The sequence below is a fragment of the Cupriavidus sp. HMR-1 genome (assembly GCF_000319775.1).
GTDB classification, from domain to species: Bacteria; Pseudomonadota; Gammaproteobacteria; order Burkholderiales; family Burkholderiaceae; genus Cupriavidus; species Cupriavidus metallidurans.
In genome coordinates this window covers 37,637-60,136 of sequence record NZ_ANKP01000029.1, presented here as the reverse complement: position 1 = coordinate 60,136, position 22,500 = coordinate 37,637, and the positions used below count along the sequence as shown (strand labels likewise).

Genomic DNA, 22,500 nt, shown 5'->3' with positions numbered 1-22,500 from the left:
TCCAATCGAACCGATACGCCATGGTTGCCCGCCTTCACCCCCGTTCCCCTTCATTGACTTCGTGCCGAGGTCACGTCCTGTTCGAGGCATTGCTGAGCCTGGCCGTCATCGGCCTCGGCGCGATACCGCTGGGGATGCTCGGCACGGTCTGCCTGCGCTGGACCGGTGAACAGGAACACCTGACCACCGCCCTGATGCGGGCCGCTGAACTGGCCGAAGCAAGTGCAATGGCACTGCAGCCACCCGGCAACGACGCGCTCCCGATCCCGCTTTGCGGATTGGCCGGGCAGCAAGAGCGTTGCGTGCCAGACAAACGCCTCGCGATCGCGACCATCGAGAGCCGTTCTCCGACGGATGCAGCCGGAATTGACACCATGCCTACCCGGCTGGCATTGTGGGTAGCACCATGAGGCCAAGATCGCAGCAACACGGCTTCACCTTGGTGGGCATGATGATCGGTGTCGCGCTTGGCACGATTGCAATGCTCGCTGCGCTGACCATGTGGCAGGTCATGCGGGACGCCTATGCCAGTGTGGCAGACGGGATCGAGATCGAAGAGCGCGGTCAGCGCGCATTGGCCATCATCGCGCATGCGATCCGGCATGCGGGCTGGATTCCCACGCAGGTTGCGCTGGAGCCCGCACACCCTGCCCCACAGGGGCCGCTTGAAGGCCATGACGATTGTGGTGCGCCGTCGATCGATGACGGGCTGGAATGTGGGCGACGCGGCGTCCGTGGCAGCGATGCACTGCTGGTGCGATTTTCCGGCAGCGGCCGGGCAACCGACCCAAGCCTGGCCGACGGCACGATGACTGACTGCAGTGGCTACGCGCTGCCTGCAAAAACAGTTGGCGACGGCATCGCGCCGCCAGCACACCATGCCGCGACCAACGTCTTCTATATCGGCAACGGTAGCGATGGCGTTCCCCAGTTGCTGTGCCGTTACCCGCGCCGCAGCGACAACCGCGCGCAGGCACACGCCTACACATCCGGCACCCTTGTGCGCGGCGTCGAGTCGATGCAATTGCGTTTCGGCATGGTCGATGAGGGCGATGGCCAGGGCGAGAGTGATCGCGTCCCCGCTCTGCTCGACGCTCAAGACGTGGCGCGACAGCGACAACTCGCCTGGCATCACGTGCGAGCGGTACAGGTCACGCTCGTCGTCCAGGGACACCGCCCGACTGTCAGTCGCGCGCCGAGACAACGAACCTTCACCACGACCGTTCGTCTACGCAATCCGTCTCCATGCCGGGAAGCCCTATGCTGAACCTCCGCCCACATTCCGGTGCGGCGCTACTGGCATTCCTCTCCAGCCTGCTACTGATGATGGGTAGCATCGGCGCCGCCGCCGCGCACCTGCTGTTTGCCGGGCGAAGCATGACGAGCCAGTGGCTGGACCGCGAGATCGCCTTCCGCGCGGCCGAGGTGGCGCTGCTCGACGCGGAAGCAGATCTGATCGCCGCCATCGCGGACGTCGGCGGCGGGCGACTGGCGTCATGGCCAACGCCCGGAACGTGTGGGACGGGAGCACAACGCGGACTGTGCATGGCCGATGGCGACATGACGGCATGGATGCCATGGCTCGAGGGCAATTTGCCCGCAGATCTCGGCATCGAAACCGGCACGTTCACGCGTATCACCATGCCAATCCTGCCCGCCGATGTCATCGGAGCGACCACGGCACCTCGTTACGTGATCGAACCCCTTGATGATCGAACCGGCCTGACAGCCGACGCCTGGCCGCGCTTTCGCATCACGGCGCTAGGCTTTGGGCGCGACACCGGCGTCCGGGCTCTGCTCCAGACGGAGTTTCAGCCGTGATGCGCCATCGCACATGCTTCGACGGCATCGTCATCCTTGCACTTTGGCTGAGCATGACCGCCCCCAGCCATGGCTCCACGACCGGTCAGCTTCCGCTCAGCTACCGCATCTCGGCAGGCAGTTTTCCATGGACCGGCCGGCTCCATGCAATCGTCTTCCGCACCGCGCGCATCCACACTTCCACCGTGCTCACGAAATGGGAGGCGGGCGCCGAGCTTGACCTGCGCGATACCGCCTCGCGCAGGCTATACCTCGGTGGCGATCGTCTCGTGCCATTCCATTGGCGCTCCATCGACGCCGACGCCCAGGCAGAACTTCACACCCCCGAGCCCAGTGGCAATGGCACGAGACGGCTCGCATGGTTGCGAGGCGACAGGACGGACGCCACACTTCGCCCGCGCGACACGCGATTGGCCAGCGGCGCTGGCGCCCGCGTGCGCGTTGTGGCAGCCCCAGCCTGGCTGCCGATGCAACCGGGCCACGCCCAATTTCGCCTGCGTCACGCAAACCGCGCGGTCACCGTCTGGATCGGTACACGCGACGGCATCGTGCATGGGTTCGATGCCGTGACCGGCAAGGAACTTGCAGGATTCCTCCCGCGCGCCGCGCTGGCCGGTTCCGCCGCCCTCACCGTACCGGGCAGCGCCATGCCCGTGGCGCCTTGCCCGCGCCCGGATAGCATCGATGCGGATCCATCCGGCGTCTGGCGAACGCTGTTGTTGTGCGGCATCCCGTCGACGGACAGGCGGCCGGCCGCCGTGTTCGCCCTGGATGTCTCGTCACCGGAAAGCGAAGCGCCGATCCGGCTGCTCTGGGAAATTCCTGCTTCCGAGGCGTTGCCATTGACAGGCCAGGGCCCGATCCGCGCACTCATGTGGATCGAGCACGGCGCACGTCGCTGGGCCGCGCTGACCATCATCACCGCGACACCGGAAACCGGCTCACCCGCCGGGATTGCATTGCTGCCGCTTGATCGGCCCATCGTGAATGGACTCCCATCCGGCACGGTGCCAAGGCTATATCTGCCCTCGACCGGATGCGGTGCAGACACCACCAGGACTCGGCTGCTCGCAGCCAGCGTGCTTGCCAACGCAAGTGGCCACGCCCGTGCCGCATACGTCGTCGACGACACCGGCAGACTCTGGCGATTCGGACTCGATCACCTCGGCGCCGCGCAGCAGGCGGAGCCAGCACGATGCCTGCATCGTCAGCGCGGAAGTGCCACCGCCGAGGCGCCAATCATCATGCATCCGTCCAGCGGACCGCTCGTCATCTACGCGGGCGGTGGCGAGCTTTCCGCAATTCCCGATGGGCGCGGTCCGCGCGGCACCCCCTCACGGATCGACGCCATCGTGTCAGGCAATGGCGTGATCCTCCGTGCGGGCCAGCCCCAGTTGGACACCGATGCGAATGGCTGGACTCTGCCACTCCCCCATCCTGGGGAATCGATCACGACGCTGGACAACGTTGGCCCGGCGCATCTGAGCTTCACCACGTTAACACCCGACGGGCGCACTCGCAGCTACCTGATCGAAGCGGCCAGCGGAGAGTCGGTCATGCAGACGGAGCCGGATGGCACGCTCGTGCGCGCCGTAACCGGTGTGCCGTTCGATGACCGGTTTGGCACGCCAATCGCCGTGGTATCGCCAACCTTGAACGGGGGGCCGGTCGTGCCCGGCAAGTCGACCTTCGATACGTTCGAGCTCGGTATGTGGCAGGTCGACGGCGACACCGCGCATCTCGCGCAGAACACGCACTATCGGCGCCGGTGCGGACGCCTTGGCTGGCGCGAACTGATCCGGACCGAGCCATGAACCTCGCTCATCTCGCTCATCTCGCTCCCCTCAGACGCATCAGTCGCCGCCAGACCGGCTACAGTCTCGCCGAACTGCTGGTGACCCTGCTGATCGCCGCGATCCTGTCGATGCTGGCGATGCCCGCATGGCGGCATCATCTGGAACGCGCGTGGCGCGTACAGGCACGGGCCGAGCTGGTTTCCGCGATGCTCGCACTCGAGCGGCACGCTTTGCTCACCACCTCGTTCGCCAGCACACCGGGCGCGGCGACACCAGCCGGCCAGTGGCCGCGTCCCGTACCGCCCCCACCAGCCCGCACGCGCCACTGGCTGACTGCCACAAGCTGTGCCGGACTCGATCTGTCGCGTTGTGTGGAGATACGCGCCACCCCAGTCCATGTGGACAAAGCGTGTGGCACGCTGATCCTGCGCAGCAATGGCGAGTGGCTTTCGATGCCCACGGCGGATGCCACCGCCATTCCCCTGCCCTGGGAGTGCTGACATGCGAATTACCGGCCATGCGTCCCGAAACGCCAAACGCGGCGCCACCTTGCCCGAACTGCTGATCTCGTTGGCCGTCAGCGCGATCCTGGCGATCGCCGCGTGGCCGGTGCTTCGCGACCTGACTGCGGAGCAGACAGTGGCCCATGCCGCTGACCGGCTGGCCGCGTCACTGGCGCTGGCACGCACAATCGCGGCCAGTCGCCGTCTTGAAGTGCGTATCAGCCCCCTCGCAGGCGCCCAGACGCTGGATGGCGGCTGGCAGTTAGACAGCGACACGGAGCCTTCGCTCGCAGTCGTCAGAGCCAGCGACCCGTGCCTGCGGATCACGCTCCGTAGCACGGCGGGCCATGCCGGCGCACAAAGCCTGCGCTTGACACCTGTGGGATACTCACGGTCTGAGCAAGGCGGCTTTCTGGCCGCCACGTTCCAGTTGCGCTGCTACCGCGCGCAGCGTCAGGTCCGGCTCGGTGCCCAGGGGCGCATCCGGATCTGCCGGCCCGGCATCGATGTCGATTGCGACTGACCGGACCGGATTCCCGACAAACCCTTTGGCCAGAATCCCACGCCATGTTTTCCGCCGCTGACTACACCGCCATGGAACAGGCCCTCGCGCTCGCCGCGCGTGGCATGTTCACCACCACGCCGAACCCTCGTGTCGGCTGCGTGCTGATGAAGGACGGAATGGTCATCGGGGAAGGCTACACGCAACCGGCCGGCCAGGATCATGCCGAGATCCAGGCCATGAAGGACGCGATCTCGCGCGGCCATGATCCCGCTGGCGCCACCGCCTACGTCACGCTGGAGCCGTGCAGCCACTTCGGCCGCACGCCACCATGTGCCGACGCGCTGGTGCGCGCAGGTATCGCGCGCGTGGTGGCTGCCATGGAAGACCCAAATCCCACCGTATCCGGCCGTGGCCTGCAGCGCTTGCGCGACGCGGGCATCGACGTCCGCTGCGGGCTGCTGGAAAAGGAAGCGCGGGATCTCAATATCGGCTTTATCTCGCGCATGACGCGCGGACTTCCCTGGGTGCGAGTCAAGGTAGCTGCATCCCTCGACGGCGGCACTGCGCTGCACGATGGCACAAGCCAATGGATCACCGGCCAGCCGGCACGCGACGACGGGCACGCCTGGCGCGCCCGGGCCTGTGCCATCCTGACCGGTATTGGCACCGTCCGCGACGACAATCCGGCACTGACCGTGCGTGCCATCCCGACGCCGCGACAGCCGCAGCGCGTGCTTGTCGACTCACGGCTTGAAGTGCCGCTCGACGCGCAGATCCTCAACCGCGATACCGGCGACTTCGCCAAACCCGTGCTGGTCTTTTGCGCCATCGAAGACAAGGCCCGCCAGCGCGCGCTCGAGGCACGTGGCGCCGAAGTCGTGGTGCTGCCCAATCCGCATGGCAAGGTGGAACTGCGCCGCATGCTGGAAGAACTCGCGCGGCGAGGCATCAACGAACTCCACGTGGAAGCGGGTTTCAAGCTCAATGGCTCACTGATCCGCGAAGGCTGCGCGGACGAACTGCTGGTCTACCTGGCGCCGAAGCTGCTTGGCGACGCGCAGGGCATGTTCAATCTGCCGCCGCTGTCGAAGCTTGAAGACGCGACCGAATTCCGCTGGCACGAAGTGCGCCAGATTGGCGACGATCTGCGCCTGATCGCGCGCCGCGCCGACACCCAACGCTGAACAAACACACACACATCGAAGAGGCAAGCATGTTTACTGGCATCGTGGCGGCGGTTGGCCGCATCGAATCCGTCTCCCCGCTCGGTGACGTCAACGCAGGCGTGCGCCTGCGCGTGGCGGCCGGCGACCTCGACCTGACAGACGTCGGCATCGGCGACAGTATCGCCATCCAGGGCGCGTGCATGACCGTGGTAACGCTGGGCGCGGGCCAATTCGACGTCGACGTCTCACGCGAATCGCTCGACAAGACCGTCGGCCTCGACCAGCCAGGCCGCGTCAATCTGGAAAAGGCGCTGCGTCTGGCCGACCGCCTGGGCGGGCACCTGGTGTCGGGTCACGTGGACGGACTTGGCGAGGTCGTTCGCTTTGCACCGGTGGGCGAATCGCATGAACTCCGTATCCGTGCGCCGCGCGAGCTGGGCCGCTATCTGGCCTACAAGGGATCGGTGGTGGTCAACGGCGTGTCGCTGACCGTCAACAGCGTCAGCGATGAAGCCGACGGCTGCGTGTTCTCGATCAACCTGATTCCGCATACCGTGGAAGTCACCACGCTCAACGAACTGGCACCGGGCAAGCGCGTGAACCTCGAGATCGACCTGATCGCGCGGTACGTGGAGCGAATGCTGTCGGCTTCCGCCGAGGCGGGACAACCGCTCGTCTGACAATCGATGGCGCCGGTAGCTGCCGGCGCCTCCTCCCGGCGTCCACTCGACGGCCACCGGCGCAATGCAGAACGGCCACTGGCAATTCGATTGCCAGTGGCCGTTCGCACTTGCTGCGCTGCCTGAGGCTCAGACCTTGATGTCGATGTTCTGACCCAGATGCGGCGGATTGCGGCCAGCCGATCCAACACCGGGCATGGATTGCAGCAGTTGAGCCACGCCCTGCGACTGCATGTCGAGCGTCTTGCGCAACATCGTGATCCCGACGGGATCGCTACCTGGGTCTGAGGCGTTCAGCGAACTGACGATGGAATTGATCATTGGGTTCTGCCTGATTCAAGTTTGACAAGTGCGGCACGGCAGGCACAAGCACTTGCGCCATTCAGCCGCATCCATGTTGTCGGCAGAATTCCGGCATGACTTGAGCGCGGGTCTTTCACTCGTCGCCCTTCTCGCCCACCGTCTCCACAACCTTGCGCGTGCTAATCCAGTCGCCAATCGCCCGCATGACCACCTGTTCGCGCCCTACGAAGCCGTGCTGCGAGAACGCCTCGCAAGGCTCTCCGCGCGCCCCCTTCGACCCCTGCACCGTGATCAATGGAATGTTTCCACGCCGGGCCGCGATACTCCGGTACTGCGTCAGCGGACACGGGTCATCCTGATGATGGACAAACAACTGATCGACATGCGTCGCCGTCCAGTCAAAGTTCCACATCGGCAGACCGTGCGCATTGCGATTGCGGCCTGCGCGAGGGTCAGTAATGGTGGACGTGTGCACCGCGCCGTCGATGCGACCGTCGAGCTTGCGCGCCAGGAAGGCGCTCGACACGGTGCCATAGCTCGTGCCGACCAGATAGACCTTGCCAATGCCAAAGTTCGCCTTGAGCTTGTCGATCGCCGCACCTACGTCGACCGCATACTGGTCCGACGTCCGGTATTCGTCATCGCAGTTGCTCCAGTGGTCCTTCGGGCAGTCGACCATCACCGTCATCACCTGATCGCTCACCAGATGCCGGCGCGCGCGCACCAGGAAGTTGCCGCGAAGCTGATAGACCGGCGCCCCGTTCTGGACTTCGACCCGCAATACGCCGGGATAGCCCGGGAACAGTAGCGCCGCCGTCGAAGGGCTGGAGCCGGGCTTCTTGCTGACCACGAGACTCAGCTCGGTGCCTCGCGGCAGGCTTACCGTCGTGACGCTCTCATCGAGCGCGGCTTCCTGCGCCATCGTGCAGGGGCTCATGAAGACACCCAGACACAGTGCGACGATCGTCATTACGTATCTCATGTTCTCCCCCTCTCCGCTCGATGCGCGCCGTGCGCATTCGCTCCAGTCAGGCCGCCCCTGACGGCGCAAACCTCGGCGCGCCCGCCACGTCCAGCGCCCCATCCTCCTGGGCGATGAACACGCCGCGCGCCACATTGTGTGGGTGCCGCGCCGCTTCCGCGATGCTCAGCACCGGCGCATAGCAAACGTCAGTGCCGCCAAGCAGCGCGTCCCAGTGCGCGCGCGGCTCGCTCGCGAAGAGCCTGGTGAAACGCTGCTTCAACGCGGGCCAGGCCGCGTGGTCATACTGCGCGGCGGGATCGACGTCGGTCATGCCGAGCCGCTCCAGCAACAACGCATAGAACTGCGGCTCCAGCGCGCCGATCGTGATGAATCCACCATCGGCACAGCCATACACATCATAGAACGGCGATTGATGGAACGGGCTGGGTGTCGGGCCATCGAGCTGGCCGTTATTGCGCACCCACATCGCGATGCTGCCGAGCATCGCCACCATGTCGACGATGGCGCCATCGACCACACGCCCGCGCCCCGAGGCACGGGCGTCAAGCAGGGCGCAGACGATACCGAACGCCAGCCCCAGCGCGCCGCCCGCATCGCCGACCACGGTGGGCGGGATCATCGGCGCCTCACCCGGGCGGGCCGAGAGCGACAACATGCCCGTCAGCGCCACGTAGTTGAGGTCGTGTCCGGCGGTCTGCGCGAGCGGGCCGGACTGGCCCCACCCCGTCATGCGCCCATAGACCAGCTTCGGATTGCGGGCGGCGCAGTCGGCCGGGCCCAGGCCCAGCCGCTCCATCACACCCGGACGATTTCCTTCGATCAGGGCATCGGCGCCGTCCACCAACCGCATTGCCTCGGCCAGATCGTCGGGCTGCTTCAGATCGAGTGGCACGATGACCTTGCCGCGCCGCAGCGGGCTGGGTTTGTCACCGCCTAGCTGGTCGGCCACGGCCACACGCTGGCGCCGCGCGATGACCGTCACTTCCGCCCCCATGTCGGCCAGCATCCAGCCCGCCAGCGGCCCAGGGCCGATTCCTTCAAATTCGACAATGCGGATGCCCTGCAGCGGCGGTGTCATGCGCGATCTCCTTGGTTGGCAAAAATCATGGCTCTAGGTATGGCGCTTCGCGCACACCGATGCAACCGGGACCAACCCGGATGCGGTGGCGTCGGGGCGCCCGGGGCCGGAGCCGGCCCGCCATGCACGGCTTGGCGTACAATAGCGGCCTTGATTTCGCCGGCATCGTCGCATCCCGCCGCCGGCCCTGCCCGCCGAAAAGCATCCCGCTCGCCATTCATACGTCGCCCCAACCATGACTATCTCTCGTATCGAAGACATCATTGCCGACATTCGTGCCGGCCGCATGGTCATCCTTGTGGACGAGGAAGATCGTGAAAACGAGGGCGACCTTGTCCTGGCGGCCGATTTCGTCACGCCGGAAGCCATCAACTTCATGGCCAAGTACGGCCGCGGCCTGATCTGCCTGACGCTGACCGCCGAACGCTGCCGCCAGCTCGAGCTGTATCCGATGGTGTCGCGCAACGGCACCGTGCATGGCACCAACTTCACGGTATCCATCGAAGCCGCCGAAGGCGTGACCACCGGCATCTCGGCAGCCGACCGTTCCCGCACCGTCCAGGCCGCCGTGGCCCGTGACGCCCGCGCGAGCGACCTGGTGCAGCCCGGCCACATCTTCCCGCTGACGGCCCAGCCCGGCGGCGTGCTGATCCGCGCCGGCCATACCGAGGCCGGCTGCGACCTTGGCACCCTGGCTGGCCTGACGCCCGCCGCGGTGATCTGCGAAATCATGAAGGACGACGGTACGATGGCCCGGCTGCCGGACCTGATCGAGTTCGCGCGCGAGCACGACCTCAAGATCGGAACGATTGCCGACCTGATCCACTACCGCAGCCGCACCGAAAGCATCATCGAACGAGTGGGCGAGCGCGACATGCAAACGCCGTGGGGCACGTTCCACAGCGTGCTGTATCGCGACAAGCCGTCCGGCCGCGCCCATGTGGCGTTGATCAAGGGCAAGCCCCAGCCTGAGCGCGAGACGCTGGTGCGCGTGCACGAGCCGTTGTCGGTGCTCGACCTGCTGGAAGCCGGCCACACCACCCATTCGTGGAGCCTGCCCGCCGCGCTGGAAGTGCTGCATGGCGCCGAACATGGCGTGATGGTGCTGCTGAACTGCGGCGACTCGCCGGAAATGCTGTTCGAGCAATTCGCCGCGCTGGAGGCCCCGGAGAACCGTCCGCGCCGCAAGCCGGACTTGCGCACCTACGGCGTGGGCGCGCAGATCCTGCGCGACGTCGGCGTGGGCAAGATGCGCGTGCTGGGTTCGCCGCAGAAGATGCCGAGCATGACCGGTTACGAACTCGAGATCGTTGGCTGCCAGCCGATGAGCGGCGAGTCGAATCGCGGCTGACCGGGAACGGATCGTACCGATTGACCCGGCAGCGGCGCATCCGCGCGGCTGCCTGACCGAATCACTGGAGAAATAACAATGGATCACGGCTTCTACGAGAGCAACCTCGACGGTGAAGGCCTGCGTATCGGCATCGTGCAGGCACGCTTCAACGAGCCCGTCTGCGACGAACTGCGCGAGGCCTGCATGGCGGAACTGGAAAAGCTGGGCGTCGAAGGCGAAGACACGCTGCTGGTGACCGTGCCGGGCGCACTGGAAGTGCCGCTGGCGCTGCAGAAGATGGCCGAGAGCGGCCAGTTCGACGCGCTGGTCGCGCTGGGCGCGGTGGTGCGTGGCGAAACCTATCACTTCGAGCTGGTCTCGAATGAATCCGGCGCCGGTATCACCCGCGTGGGCCTCGATTTCAACGTGCCCATCGCCAACGGCATCCTGACCGTCGACACCGACGCCCAGGCCCATGCCCGCACCCGCGAGAAGGGCCGCGATTGCGCCCGCGCCGCAGTGGAAATGGCCAACCTGGTGGTCGCGCTCGATTCGCTTCGCGAGCATGGCGCCGAAGACGCAGAAGACGAGGAAGATGATGAGTGACGCGCCCGACACCGGCGACAAGGGCGAGGCAGCCGGCAAGCCGGCTGGCGCCAAGCCGCGCACCGAGCCGAAGGCACCGCCGAAGAGCGCGCGTCGCCGTTCGCGCGAACTGGCCTTGCAGGGCCTGTACCAGTGGCTGCTGAATCGCAACGATATCGGCGCCATCCAGGCCCATCTGCACGATGCCCAAGGCTTCAACAAGGCCGACCGCGAGCACTTCGACGCCCTGCTGGGTGGCGCCGTGCGCGAGGAAGCACGTCTGACGGCGGCCTTCGAGCCGTTCCTGGACCGCACCGTCGACGAACTGTCGCCGGTTGAGCGCGCCGCGCTGCTGGTTGGCAGCTACGAACTCGTGCACTGCCTGGACATTCCGTACAAGGTCGTGATCAACGAAGCTGTCGAACTGACCAAGACCTTCGGCGGCGTGGAAGGTTACAAGTACGTCAACGGCGTGCTCGACAAGCTGGCCGCGCAGGTGCGGGCGCCGGAAGTATCAGCTCGTCGTTAATTCGAGCATTTAAAACAGATGTTGCATTTCGGTGCGTGGCATTCGAATATGCTCAGCACCGGCAAGACACCCGCCCCGGCGGGTGTTTTTGTTTGGTCACCCGATGTTCGGCGGGCGTAGCCGATGACGATGCGCCATGCCACCCCTTCTCTGACTCTCTGACGGGCCAGTCCCGATTGCCATGGATCTCCAGCGCCTTGCCACCGCTTCCCGCCTCGCCAACATCGACGCCTTCCACGTGATGGAGTTGGCCAAGCAGGCCGCCGAACTCGAACGCGCCGGGCGCCACATCATCCATATGGGTATCGGCGAGCCGGACTTCACGGCTGCCGCGCCGGTTATTCACGCTGCCGAAGCCGCGATGCGCCGCGGTGTCACGCAGTACACGGGCGCGCTTGGCATCCACGCGCTGCGTGAGGCGATCGCCGGCTATTACAAGACGGCCTATGGAATCGATGTCCCGGCCCGGCGCGTGATTGTCACGGCCGGCGCCTCGGGCGCGCTGTTGCTGGCCTGCGCCGTGCTCGTCGAGATCGGCGCCGAGGTACTGATGCCGGATCCGAGCTACCCGTGCAACCGGCATTTCGTGGCGGCGTTTGACGGCCACGCGAAGATGATCCCGAGCGGCCCGGAAGAACGTTTCCAGCTCACGGCGGCCCAGGTGGTCGAGCACTGGGGCGAGAACACGCGGGGCGTGCTGTTGGCATCGCCGTCGAACCCGACCGGCACGTCGATTCTGCCCGACGAACTCAAGGCCATCCTGGCCGAGGTTCGCAAGCGCCAAGGCTTCGCAATTCTCGACGAGATCTACCAGGGGCTGTCGTACGACGCGCCGCCGGTCTCGGCGCTCTCGCTCGACGACAACGTCGTGACCGTTAACAGCTTTTCGAAGTACTTCAATATGACCGGCTGGCGCCTGGGCTGGCTCGTGGTGCCCGACTCGCTGGTGCCGGCATTCGAAAAGGTCGCGCAGAACCTGTTCATCTGCGCGTCGGCCGTGGCGCAGCACGCCGCGCTGGCCTGCTTCACGCCCGAGGCGCTGGCGATCTATGACGAGCGCAAGGCGGAATTCCGCCGCCGCCGCGATGCCATCGTCCCCGCGCTCGAAGCACTCGGCCTGCGCGTACCGGTCAAGCCGGACGGCGCGTTCTACGTCTACGCCAACTGCCGCCACGTCAATCATCCGGCTGCCGGCAACGCCGACCGTCTGACGCAGGCCATCCTGCACGATGCCGGCGTGGTCATGGTGCCTGGCACGGACTTCGGCCCGCATACCGCCAACGACTACATCCGGATTTCATACGCGACGTCGATGCAGAACATCGAGGAGGCGATGCAGCGACTGCATCATTTCCTGCGGTAGAGGTAGAGGTAGCGCCTGCGCGGATTGCCTGGGTTGCTCACCGTTCCACAGGCATCAAACGAAAAAGGCACCCCAAGGGGTGCCTTTTTCATGAGCGACGAGAATCCGCTGCTCAGGCCGACTGGGCCGTATTGCCGGACGCCTCGAGCTTCTCGGTGCCTTGATGATGCTCGGCCTGCGTCTTGGTATCGGAAACGGCCGGTGCCTTCTCCGTGTTCGGCAGACCCAGCAGGGCACGCAGACGCGCGCGCTCGGCCAGCACCTTTGCGCCATAGCCGCCGTCGGTATTGGTCGTGGCACCCACGTAGTACTTCAGCCCGCCTTCGATCGAACCGGCACGCGCGATGCAATCCTTGAGCACCAGCGCGCCAATCTTGATGTTGGCGTACGGATTCAGCGCGGCGGACACGCCGCCCACGGCCTCGTACTTGTCCTGGTGGACCTTCGTCATGACCTGCATCAGGCCCTGCGCGCCAACGCCGCTTTCCGCGTACGGATTGAAGCTCGACTCGATCGCGATCACGCCCAGGATCAGCAGCGGATCGATACCGACCTCGCGCCCCGTCATATAGGCGGCCTTCACGAGCTGCGCAGTCGCCTGCGTCGCCACGCGGTACTTGCGGGCGATGTACTCGGCCACGGCAGCCTGCTCACGCGCGGAGCCAAGCGCAGCCGTGTTGCGGGCGTCCAGCGCCACGCGCTGGACCGGAATCTGCGCGGCCAGATGCGCCACGGACGGCACCTTGCCGGCAGCCGTCTGGCTCCATTCGTCCACGCCCGACACGGTCGGCAGGCCCGAGCTGCCATGGCTGGCTACGGCGGCCATCAGGCGCGACGCGGCCACATCCGCCGACATGGGCGGCACATGGCTGATCGAATCCTTCGACATGGCAGCATCCACCAGCACGGCAGGGGCTTCGTTGCCTGCCAGCGCACCGGCGAGCGAGGTCCGCCATTGCTGGCTGACGGTCAAGGTGACCGCTGCGGCCACCGACAGCACCCCGAGACTGTTCAGGGTGTATTTCAAGGTTGTGCGGCTGCCGCGCAGCAACGCGCGGCCTGCCACCGGATGGGCCAGTCGCACTTGCAGTGCGCGGCTCACACCGGGAACCGGTTGTCTGAAGCGGACCTGCAATGCCCGCCCGATACCGGGAAGATGAAGGGTTTTCCAACCGCTCATGCTTACCTCCATCCGCTGCCCGCTGCGCGCGCCTGACAACTGCGCGAGCCCGATCTCAACGTACTCAAGTAAGGATGCTGCGTCACCTAGCAGGGGTGTCCAGCACCTGTTGGCGGGCGCTCCCCATGCGCCCAACGAGAAACAGGGTACGAACCTGGGGAGCCGCACCCTGCCACTAAGCACTCATTCATGCCCCGGCATCCCGCCAGGGTGATCGTCGATCGGGCCACTCCCGGCAGCCTCGTGATCGCAATCAATTGAGGTGTTGTATTCGCAGCGATTCGGCAGACATCCTATTGACAGAGGACAAAAAGCCATGTTGCGGCGCAACACCTCGAAGAGCAGACCGGATTGTAGGAACGCTTTTATAACCCGTCAAGCATAACAAAACAAATTAACACTACTTTTATATATATGTAACAGCGGCCTCCGGGCGGCCGTCAGCGCACCCGCAAACCCGGAATCATAAGCCGGGCCTAGTATTGCTCCCCCTCCCCGACCTGACCGAACTCGCAATTTACTTACAATTTCAACTCAGTCGCTGGCACGATTTTTTTGCGCCTTTGCGGTGGCGTGTGTATCGTCACACACATTGGAAACGTCGCGCCATGACCCCTCGCGACACCGCACCCCAAATCGATTTCACTATGCAATACAAAGACTTGCGCGATTTCATGAGCCAGCTCGAGCAGCGTGGCGAGCTGAAACGCGTGGCAGCACCGGTGTCACCGAACCTCGAAATGACCGAGATCTGCGACCGCCTGCTACGCGCAAACGGCCCGGCCGTCCTGTTCGAGCAACCGCGCCGTGACAATGGCGATATCTATAAAGTGCCTGTCCTGGCAAATCTGTTCGGCACGACACAGAGGGTGGCGCAGGGCATGGGCGCATCGTCGCTTGAGGATCTTCGCGACATTGGTCGCGTGCTCTCGGCCCTCAAGGAACCGGAGCCGCCGCGCGGCCTGCGTGAAGCCGGCAAACTGTTTACGCTGGCCAAGTCCGTATGGGACATGGCGCCCAAGCGCGTGAACAGCCCCGCGTGCCAGGAGATCGTCTGGGAAGGCAACGACGTCGATCTCGCGCGCCTGCCGATCCAGACGTGCTGGCCCGGTGATGCGGCACCACTAATTACATGGGGCCTGGTCGTGACGAAGGGCCCGCACAAGAAGCGCCAGAACCTGGGCATCTATCGCCAGCAGGTCATCAGCCGTAACCAGGTCATCATGCGCTGGCTCGCCCACCGTGGCGGCGCGCTCGATTTCCGCGAGCACGCGCTGGCCAACCCGGGCAAGCCGTTCCCGATCGCCGTGGCGCTGGGCGCCGATCCGGCCACGATCCTCGGCGCCGTCACACCCGTGCCCGATACGCTCTCCGAGTACCAATTCGCCGGCCTGCTGCGCGGCAGCCGCACTGCGCTGGCCAGCTGCATCACGCCTACGCTGTCCGAACTGTCGGTGCCCGCATCGGCGGAGATCATCCTCGAGGGCCACATCCAGCCCGATCCGAACCACCCGTCTGGCTACCAGCACGCGCTGGAAGGCCCGTATGGCGATCACACTGGCTATTACAACGAGCAGGACTGGTTCCCGGTCTTCACGATCGATCGCATCACGATGCGCCGTGACCCGGTCTACCACTCCACCTATACGGGCAAGCCGCCCGACGAGCCGGCAGTGCTCGGCGTGGCGCTGAATGAGGTGTTCGTGCCGCTGCTGCAGAAGCAGTTTCCCGAGATCACCGACTTCTACCTGCCGCCGGAGGGCTGCAGCTACCGCATGGCACTGGTCCGCATGAAGAAGCAGTACGCCGGCCACGCCAAGCGCGTGATGTTCGGGGTGTGGAGCTTCCTGCGCCAGTTCATGTATACGAAGTTCATCGTCGTGGTGGATGACGACATCGACGTGCGTGACTGGAAGGAAGTGATCTGGGCGATCACCACGCGTGTGGACCCGACCCGCGACACCGTGATGGTCGACAACACGCCGATCGACTACCTCGACTTTGCCTCGCCGGTCTCGGGCCTGGGATCGAAGATGGGTATCGACGCCACCGACAAGTGGCCCGGCGAAACCACGCGCGAATGGGGTACGCCGATCACCATGACCCCGGAGATCAAGGCCCGCGTGGATCAGATGTGGGGCTCGCTGTTCGAGGAAGGCCCCGGCAAGTAGCGCGATTGCCCGCTATCATCGCTTTTTGACCGGCAATCCAGGACAACACTCTCATGGCCCGCGCAGACGGGCTCCGGAGGAGACAAATGACGCTTGCAACCCAGGCCGGACAGCCGGCATGGACGCCGTCCGCGGCATTCACCGAAAGCAGCCATCTGGCCGCCTATATGAAGTGGTTGCGCGGCGCGCGCGGCCTCGACTTCCGTGACTACGCCAGCCTCTGGCAATGGTCGGTCACCGACATCGAAGCGTTCTGGCAGACCATCGTCGATTACTTCGACGTACGCTTCGACACGCCCGCGCAGCGTGTGCTGGATCGCCGCACCATGCCGGGCGCGCGCTGGTTCGAGGGCGCGACGCTCAACTACGCGCAGCAGATCTTCCGCCACGCCGGCACCGGCCTGGCACGCCAGCGCACCGCCATTCGTCATGCCGGCGAGGCGCAACCGCTAGCCGATATCAGTTGGGACACGCTGGAATCACAAGTCGCCTCGGTTGCCCACGCCTTGCGCCAGATGGGCGTAACGCGCGGTGACCGCGTGGCTGGCTACCTGCCCAACGTGCCGGAAACGATCGTCGCATTCCTGGCAACCGTCAGCGTAGGCGCGATCTGGTCCGGCTGCGCGCCGGACATGGGCCAGGTGGCTGTGATCGACCGCTTCCGCCAGATCGAACCAAAGGTGTTGATCGCTGTTGATGGCTACCGATACGGCGGCAAGACGTACGATCGAGCGCCTGTGGTCGCCGATCTGGTTGCCGCGCTGCCCTCGCTGACCGACCTCGTGATCGTGCCGTCGATCGGCAGCAACGTCACGCCCGAGCCACATGCCCGGCGCCACACCTGGACCGACGTGCTGGCGCACGACGTGCCGCTCGAGATCACGCCGGTCCCGTTCGATCATCCGTTGTGGATCGTCTATTCGTCCGGCACCACCGGTATGCCAAAGCCAATCGTCCACGGGCACGGCGGCATCGTGATCGAGCAGCTCAAGCTGATGGCATTCCACAACAACCTGGGCACAGAAGACGTGTTTCACTGGTACAGCAGCAGCGGCTGGATCATGTGGAATGCGCAGGTGGCTGGCCTGCTGCTGGGTACCACCATCGCGCTCTACGACGGCAACCCGGCGTGGCCCGATGCCGGCGTGCTCTGGCGATTCGTGGATCAGGCGCGTGTGACGATGTTCGGCGCTGGCGCCGCATTCTTCACCAATTGCATGAAGGCTGGCGTAGAACCGGCGCAGATCGCCGATCTGTCACGCCTGCGCGGTCTGGGCTCGACGGGATCGCCACTGCCGGAGGAAGCGTACGACTGGATCTACGGGCACGTGCGCGCCGACATCTGGCTAGCGCCGATGTCCGGCGGTACTGACTTCGCCGGATCGTTCGTGGCCGGATGCCCCCTGCTGCCGGTCTATCAGGGCGAAATGCAGTGCCGTTGCCTGGGCGCCAAGGTCGAAGCCTTTGACGACAACGGCAAGTCCCTGATCGACGAAGTGGGCGAACTGGTCTGCACCGAGCCGATGCCATCTATGCCGCTGTTCCTGTGGGGCGATGCCGACGGCAAGCGCTACCGCGACAGCTACTTCGACACCTATCCGAACGCGTGGCGCCACGGCGACTGGATTCGCATCACACCGCGCGGCGGCGCCATCATCTACGGTCGGTCCGATGCGACGATCAACCGATACGGCATCCGCATGGGCACGAGCGAGCTGTATCGCGTGGTGGAAGAGTTGCCCGAAGTGCTCGACAGCATGGTGGTCGATCTCGAATACCTCGGCCGCGAATCGTATATGCCACTGTTCGTGGTGCTGCGAGAGGGCATGGCGCTGGACGATGCCCTGCGTGACACCCTGCGCGCGCGCATTCGCGTTGCATTGTCGGCGCGGCACGTGCCGAACGAGATCCTGCAGGTGCCCGGCGTGCCGCGCACGCTCTCGGGCAAAAAGATGGAAGTGCCGATCAAGAAGCTGCTGCTCGGTCATGCACCCGAGAAGATCGCCAACCGCGATGCCATGGCGAATCCCGAGTGCCTGACGTGGTACTTCGCATATGCGGAGGACTACCTGACGCGCGCGGCGCAGCCGGCGTAAGGCGCTGCGTCAGAACTCGACGTCGAGCTCGCTGATCTCGTCGGGCTCCTCGCGGGCGGCATGGATCCATTCCTGCATCTCGGGCATGGCCAGGATCGTTTTGCAGAACTCGACGAGTGGCGCGTCGAGCTTCACGCCGTACGTGATGAAACGCGTCACCACCGGCGCGTACATCGCATCGGCAATGGTGCGGCGCTTGCCGAACAGGTAAGGGCCGCCGTAGCGTTGCAGGCACTCCGCCCAGATCGCGGTAATGCGGTCGATATCGGCCTGCGCGCGCGACCAGACCTTCAGACCCGGGAAATGCCCCTTCAGGTTCATCGGCAGCGCCGCGCGCATGGCGGCAAAGCCGGAGTGCATTTCGCCGCAGATCGCGCGGCAGTGGGCGCGCGCGACCAGATCGTCCGGCAACAGCTTCGCCTTGGGCCGGATCTCGTTGAGGTACTCCGCAATCGCCATCGTGTCCCAGACGGTCACGCCCTCATGGCGCAGGCACGGCACCAGGATCGACGGCGACAGCAGCAGGATCTCCGCCCGCGCGGCCGGGTCATCCGGCGGCACCAGCACTTCCTCGAATTCAAGCCCCGCAAACCGGGCCAGCAACCATCCGCGCAGTGACCAGGACGAATACGTCTTGCTGCTGATCGTCAGCGTTGTCTTCGACATCGTGCCTCCTCTGCCCCCGGGGCATTGTGCGATGTTCGCTTGCAGTATCGGCGGCGTGCGGACCTAATGCCAGCACGCACCCGCGCGGTGCGTGCCGCCGGCGCGTCCGGCACCAGTGCGAGGCCGCCTGTCGTCGCCGCTACGGGGCCGCTCCGCCACTCCGCACCCTTTGCGTGCCCTCACCCACCAAGCCAGACAAAATTTGCAAACGGCGTGCCAACATCGACGCCCGTGGCATATATATTGCGGCAATGGGGCTCGACGGACGTGGGGGGACCGAGCCATGCTCTACCAGACCTATCAGCTCTACGCGGATATGATGCAGCCGGCCTGCTCGCTGGCCGACATCGCCTCCACGCTCATCTCGGGATACCGTCGCGCCGACAACAGCGAGACGCTGCGCGCGCTACGCGCCTGGTGCGAAGTGCTGGCACTGGCACGTCTGACTCACTACCGCCCTCCTTTCGGCATCGACCGCGTGCGTATCAATGGTCGTGGCGAGTATGTGCCCGTGACCGAAGAAATCGTCATACGTACGCCGTTCTGCACATTGCTGCGTTTTCGCCGCGAGGGCGCGCCCCAGCAACCGCGTGTGCTGCTGGTGGCGCCGATGTCCGGCCACTTTGCCACGCTGCTGCGCGGTACCGTGGAAACGATGCTCCGCGACCATGACGTCTACATTACCGACTGGCATAACCCTCGTGACATCCCGCTCGTCTGTGGCCGATTCGGTTTCGACGAATTCGTGCATCACCTGATCACGTTCCTCCACGTATTGGGTGGCAACACGCATGTCGTGGCCGTGTGCCAGCCGACTGTGGCGGCGCTGGCAGCCGTCGCGCTGATGGCCGAGGACAGCGACCCGGCACAGCCGCCGAGCCTGACGTTGATGGCGGGCCCGATCGATGCGCGCGTGAATCCCACCCGCGTCAACGCGCTGGCTACGAGCCGCCCAATCGAGTGGTTCGAAAACACGTTGATCGGATACGTGCCGCTGCGTTTCGCCGGCGCGCTGCGACGCGTGTATCCGGGCTTCGTCCAGCTCATCGCGTTCATGAGCATGAACCGCGAGCGTCACGAACAGGCGCTGCGTGATCTGTATGACCTGCGGGCTCGCGGCGAGCATGGCAAGGCCGACGAAATCCAGACGTTCTATAGCGAGTACTTCGCGACCATGGACCTGACGGCCGAGTTCTATCTCGAGACCATCAGCCTGGTCTTCCAGCGCTTTCTGCTGGCCCAGAAGCTGCTCGACGTGGCGGGCCGGCGCGTATCGACCGACGCGATCCGCCGCACCACCCTGCTAACCGTGGAAGGAGAGCGCGACGACATCTGCGCGATCGGCCAGACCATGGCCGCGCAGGACCTCTGCGCCAGCCTGCGCCCGTACATGCGGATGCACCACATCCAGACCGGCGTGGGCCACTATGGCGTGTTCAACGGCAAACGCTGGGAATCGCAGGTCTACCCGCTGCTGCGAGAGACCATCCACATGAGCGACGAGATGTTTGGCTGAGCGATGGCGCCTGAATGGGCCGAAGAAATGAGCCGAAGAAATGGGCCGAAGAGGCAGGGTGCTAACCTTCGGTTCTCCCCTCATCTTCCGCAGTCGACATGCCCACCACCTCCACGCAGCGATACCAGGGTCAGGATCTTCTCAGGATCGGTAACGACCACAGCTATCTGCTGCTGGCCCCCGACCATGGTGGCCGGCTGGTGCGTTGGGTCCATCATGGGCAGGACATCCTGTTCTGGCCCGATGACGCCGACTGGTCGCGCGTTGCCAAGATCCGTGGTGGCAATCCCTTGCTGTTTCCATTTATTGGACGCCATTTCGTCGACGGCGAGGTTGGCAAGTGGCGCGACGCCGACGGCACAGTGCACAGCCTGCCCCAGCACGGTTTCGCCCGCGATCTGCCGTTCTCGGTGACCGCGCACTCGGACTCGTCCATCAGCCTGACATTGACGTCGTCCGACGCCACCCGCGCGGGATATCCCTACGATTTCGCGTTCACAGTCACCTATCGCCTGACGACCAACGGGCTCGAGGTCACGCTCACCACACGCAATCTGGGCAGCCACCCCCTGCCCTACTACGCAGGCCACCACTTCTACTTCGCCCTGCCACACGAGCAACGCGCGCAAAGCCGCCTGTCGATGCCACCGTCCGCACGTGTGCGCCAGAAGGACGATGGAAACCTAACCGCCACCGAAGCTGGCGATAGCACCTACTCCATCGCCGATCCGCGGCTGCAGGACACCTTTCACCTCCTCCAGGCAGCGGGGTCCGTTTGTCTCGCGATGCCATCCCGCACGATTGATATCGAACTGGTCACTGAAAGGGAAAGCGACACGCGCTGGTATGCGGTCACCACATGGACCGAACACAATGCATCCGACTTCTATTGCGTGGAGCCGTGGCTCGGCCTGCCGAACGCAATCGCCCACGGGCAGGGACTGCGCTGGCTCGACGCCAACACTGAAGCCCACGCGACCTGCAGGCTGGACGTGAAACCCTGAGCCAATCGCATCAGAAAAGTGGCATTTGGACGCACTGAACGGCCCCTCGGCGCACATCTGACGCAAGAATCTGGCGGTGGTTACCGAAGCAGGTGCTCGAAATCGAGTCCGCCAAGCAGCACGGTGGGGTCGGCTTGCGTACGCGAATTGAAGTCGATCTGTCGCGCGTCCTGCCACGCATTGAGCTTGCCCGCCAAGGCGCCCAGGTACTCGGCAAACCGCTGATCGCCACCCGAGGCAAACAAGCGGTCGACTTCGTAGCTATCCCACGACAACGTGATATCGAGCGGGCACGCGTAGCGCCCGCCACCAGCACGCGCCATGGCCCAGATACGAAGCCGCGCGGGTTGGTCTGCCGATGTGTGAGGAACCAGTTCGACATTCAGCGTGCCATGGAATATCGATTGCACGCGCTCGGCGATGCGGGGCAGGAACTCCGCGTTGAAGCGATGGGCAGGAATCGGATGCACGGGAGCGGGGGCGCTTGCATAGAGGTAGGCGGTATTGTGCGCTGGGTTGGCCGTGACAGTAAGGTTTTTGATAAGGACGAGATTGAGTCGCGAACTGGGCGAGATCATGCCGGGCAATGATTCGGCAAAGACGGGCGACCGAAGGATCTCCTGATGGCAGTGTTCCACGCCGCCTTCGTGCGCGAACTCTTGAACGGCCTGGATGGACCAGTCTTCCCATGGACACAGGACCGCCCTCCTCCATTCGCCAGCCATCAGCCATGCGCCGCAAACGACACTTCATCACGGACCCATGCCGGCCCCCGATACCCTTGCCGAATGCAAGCGCCTGCAGCCTGGAATCACCCAACGAATCTTCGAGTTGGCCGAGCGGCGGGCAATCTATCGACAGGCGCCAGATGAAAGAGGCCGGCTTGCAGATATCGCCGCCCGAAACGCTGAGATCGAGCTTGCGCGCAGGCACCTCCGGGGACCACACATCGATGAGCGGCTGAGATATCCACTCGGCTGAACAATAGGTGCCGGCTGTGTGCCGGGGGCTATCTACTGCGCGGCCATAGATCGCGGCGCGGGCTGGCCTCTCGGCCCCGTCATGCTACAATCCGCCCCCAGTAAGCCATAGCGGGCGTCGTATAATGGCCATTACCTTAGCTTCCCAAGCTAAAGACGTGGGTTCGATTCCCATCGCCCGCTCCACTCTCACTACGCAAGCCGCCTCTGGCACCCGGTCAAAACGATGATCGGCGATCC

At 64.9% G+C, this 22,500-nt stretch carries 22 protein-coding genes and 1 tRNA gene; 17 read left to right on the top strand and 6 right to left on the bottom strand.

The features are described 5' to 3' along the window. Positions 1–53: 53 nt before the first annotated feature. From D769_RS03815 to D769_RS03780, 8 genes are read left to right on the top strand one after another with little or no spacing between them, the layout of a single operon-like run. Positions 54–410 carry a hypothetical protein gene (locus D769_RS03815; protein ID WP_241227836.1) on the top strand — a complete coding sequence of 119 codons (357 nt, stop codon included), beginning with the start codon at positions 54–56 and terminating at the stop codon, positions 408–410. Further along, positions 407–1,267, top strand: a complete 861-nt coding sequence (locus D769_RS03810; protein ID WP_040010863.1) for a PilW family protein — start codon at positions 407–409, stop codon at positions 1,265–1,267. Before D769_RS03815 ends, D769_RS03810 begins: the two co-directional genes overlap by 4 nt. Continuing rightward, positions 1,261–1,821, top strand: a complete 561-nt coding sequence (locus D769_RS03805; RefSeq protein ID WP_008642259.1) for a pilus assembly protein — start codon at positions 1,261–1,263, stop codon at positions 1,819–1,821. Before D769_RS03810 ends, D769_RS03805 begins: the two co-directional genes overlap by 7 nt. Beyond that, the gene (locus D769_RS03800; protein ID WP_008642257.1) at positions 1,821–3,635 is read left to right on the top strand and encodes a hypothetical protein; all 1,815 of its coding nucleotides are present in this window, start codon (positions 1,821–1,823) and stop codon (positions 3,633–3,635) included. The genes D769_RS03805 and D769_RS03800 overlap by 1 nt, the downstream gene beginning before the upstream one ends. Further along, the gene (locus tag D769_RS03795; RefSeq protein WP_008642255.1) at positions 3,632–4,117 is read left to right on the top strand and encodes a prepilin-type N-terminal cleavage/methylation domain-containing protein; all 486 of its coding nucleotides are present in this window, start codon (positions 3,632–3,634) and stop codon (positions 4,115–4,117) included. The genes D769_RS03800 and D769_RS03795 overlap by 4 nt, the downstream gene beginning before the upstream one ends. 1 nt (position 4,118) lies before the next feature. Next, on the top strand, positions 4,119–4,643 hold the full coding sequence (locus D769_RS03790) for a GspH/FimT family pseudopilin (protein ID WP_008642254.1): 525 nt from the start codon (positions 4,119–4,121) through the stop codon (positions 4,641–4,643). A 44-nt stretch (positions 4,644–4,687) separates the two neighbouring features. Further along, positions 4,688–5,809 (top strand): bifunctional diaminohydroxyphosphoribosylaminopyrimidine deaminase/5-amino-6-(5-phosphoribosylamino)uracil reductase RibD, encoded by a 1,122-nt coding sequence (gene ribD / locus D769_RS03785; protein WP_008642252.1) that lies wholly within the window; start codon positions 4,688–4,690, stop codon positions 5,807–5,809. Positions 5,810–5,838: 29 nt separating this feature from the next. Then, positions 5,839–6,471, top strand: coding sequence for a riboflavin synthase (locus D769_RS03780; protein WP_008642251.1), 633 nt, complete (start codon positions 5,839–5,841; stop codon positions 6,469–6,471). Between the two features lie 129 nt (positions 6,472–6,600). On the opposite strand, the gene D769_RS03775 is transcribed toward D769_RS03780, so the two are convergent. From D769_RS03775 to D769_RS03765, 3 genes are all read right to left on the bottom strand, one after another. After that, on the bottom strand, positions 6,601–6,792 hold the full coding sequence (locus D769_RS03775) for a YjfB family protein (RefSeq protein ID WP_008642249.1): 192 nt from the start codon (positions 6,790–6,792) through the stop codon (positions 6,601–6,603). 115 nt (positions 6,793–6,907) lie between these two features. Beyond that, on the bottom strand, positions 6,908–7,744 hold the full coding sequence (locus D769_RS03770; protein ID WP_008642248.1) for an alpha/beta hydrolase: 837 nt from the start codon (positions 7,742–7,744) through the stop codon (positions 6,908–6,910). A 58-nt stretch (positions 7,745–7,802) separates the two neighbouring features. Beyond that, the gene (locus D769_RS03765; protein ID WP_008642247.1) at positions 7,803–8,837 is read right to left on the bottom strand and encodes a CaiB/BaiF CoA-transferase family protein; all 1,035 of its coding nucleotides are present in this window, start codon (positions 8,835–8,837) and stop codon (positions 7,803–7,805) included. 235 nt (positions 8,838–9,072) lie between these two features. Between D769_RS03765 and ribBA the strand changes: the two genes are divergently transcribed. The 4 genes from ribBA (at position 9,073) to D769_RS03745 (ending at position 12,647) form a co-directional block, all read left to right on the top strand. Further along, positions 9,073–10,188, top strand: coding sequence for a bifunctional 3,4-dihydroxy-2-butanone-4-phosphate synthase/GTP cyclohydrolase II (gene ribBA / locus D769_RS03760; RefSeq protein WP_008642246.1), 1,116 nt, complete (start codon positions 9,073–9,075; stop codon positions 10,186–10,188). 78 nt (positions 10,189–10,266) lie between these two features. Next, positions 10,267–10,776 (top strand): 6,7-dimethyl-8-ribityllumazine synthase, encoded by a 510-nt coding sequence (gene ribH / locus D769_RS03755; protein ID WP_008642245.1) that lies wholly within the window; start codon positions 10,267–10,269, stop codon positions 10,774–10,776. Further along, entirely contained in the window at positions 10,769–11,284 is a 516-nt protein-coding gene (gene nusB, locus D769_RS03750) for a transcription antitermination factor NusB (RefSeq protein WP_008642244.1), read from the top strand. Before ribH ends, nusB begins: the two co-directional genes overlap by 8 nt. Before the next feature lie 181 nt (positions 11,285–11,465). Further along, entirely contained in the window at positions 11,466–12,647 is a 1,182-nt protein-coding gene (locus D769_RS03745; protein WP_008642243.1) for a pyridoxal phosphate-dependent aminotransferase, read from the top strand. Between the two features lie 112 nt (positions 12,648–12,759). Here the strand turns inward: D769_RS03745 and D769_RS03740 are convergent, their stop codons facing one another. Then, positions 12,760–13,827, bottom strand: a complete 1,068-nt coding sequence (locus D769_RS03740; protein ID WP_040010861.1) for a lytic transglycosylase domain-containing protein — start codon at positions 13,825–13,827, stop codon at positions 12,760–12,762. A gap of 647 nt (positions 13,828–14,474) precedes the next feature. Between D769_RS03740 and ubiD the strand changes: the two genes are divergently transcribed. After that, complete coding sequence (gene ubiD, locus D769_RS03735) at positions 14,475–15,998, top strand: 4-hydroxy-3-polyprenylbenzoate decarboxylase (protein WP_008642241.1); 1,524 nt, start codon at positions 14,475–14,477, stop codon at positions 15,996–15,998. Between the two features lie 86 nt (positions 15,999–16,084). Further along, entirely contained in the window at positions 16,085–18,094 is a 2,010-nt protein-coding gene (locus D769_RS03730; RefSeq protein ID WP_008642240.1) for an acetoacetate--CoA ligase, read from the top strand. A 9-nt stretch (positions 18,095–18,103) separates the two neighbouring features. Here D769_RS03730 and D769_RS03725 read toward each other — a convergent pair whose 3' ends face one another. Beyond that, the gene (locus tag D769_RS03725) at positions 18,104–18,760 is read right to left on the bottom strand and encodes a glutathione S-transferase family protein (protein WP_008642239.1); all 657 of its coding nucleotides are present in this window, start codon (positions 18,758–18,760) and stop codon (positions 18,104–18,106) included. Positions 18,761–19,043: 283 nt separating this feature from the next. Between D769_RS03725 and phaZ the strand changes: the two genes are divergently transcribed. Beyond that, entirely contained in the window at positions 19,044–20,276 is a 1,233-nt protein-coding gene (gene phaZ, locus D769_RS03720) for a polyhydroxyalkanoate depolymerase (RefSeq protein ID WP_008642237.1), read from the top strand. A gap of 98 nt (positions 20,277–20,374) precedes the next feature. Next, positions 20,375–21,280, top strand: a complete 906-nt coding sequence (locus D769_RS03715) for an aldose 1-epimerase (protein ID WP_008642235.1) — start codon at positions 20,375–20,377, stop codon at positions 21,278–21,280. An 80-nt stretch (positions 21,281–21,360) separates the two neighbouring features. On the opposite strand, the gene D769_RS32595 is transcribed toward D769_RS03715, so the two are convergent. Then, a complete protein-coding gene (locus D769_RS32595; protein ID WP_008642232.1) occupies positions 21,361–22,005 on the bottom strand; it encodes a DUF5594 family protein in 645 nt (214 codons plus the stop codon). A 366-nt stretch (positions 22,006–22,371) separates the two neighbouring features. Between D769_RS32595 and D769_RS03705 the strand changes: the two genes are divergently transcribed. Beyond that, positions 22,372–22,446: transfer RNA gene (locus D769_RS03705), tRNA-Gly, on the top strand. Positions 22,447–22,500: the final 54 nt, after the last annotated feature.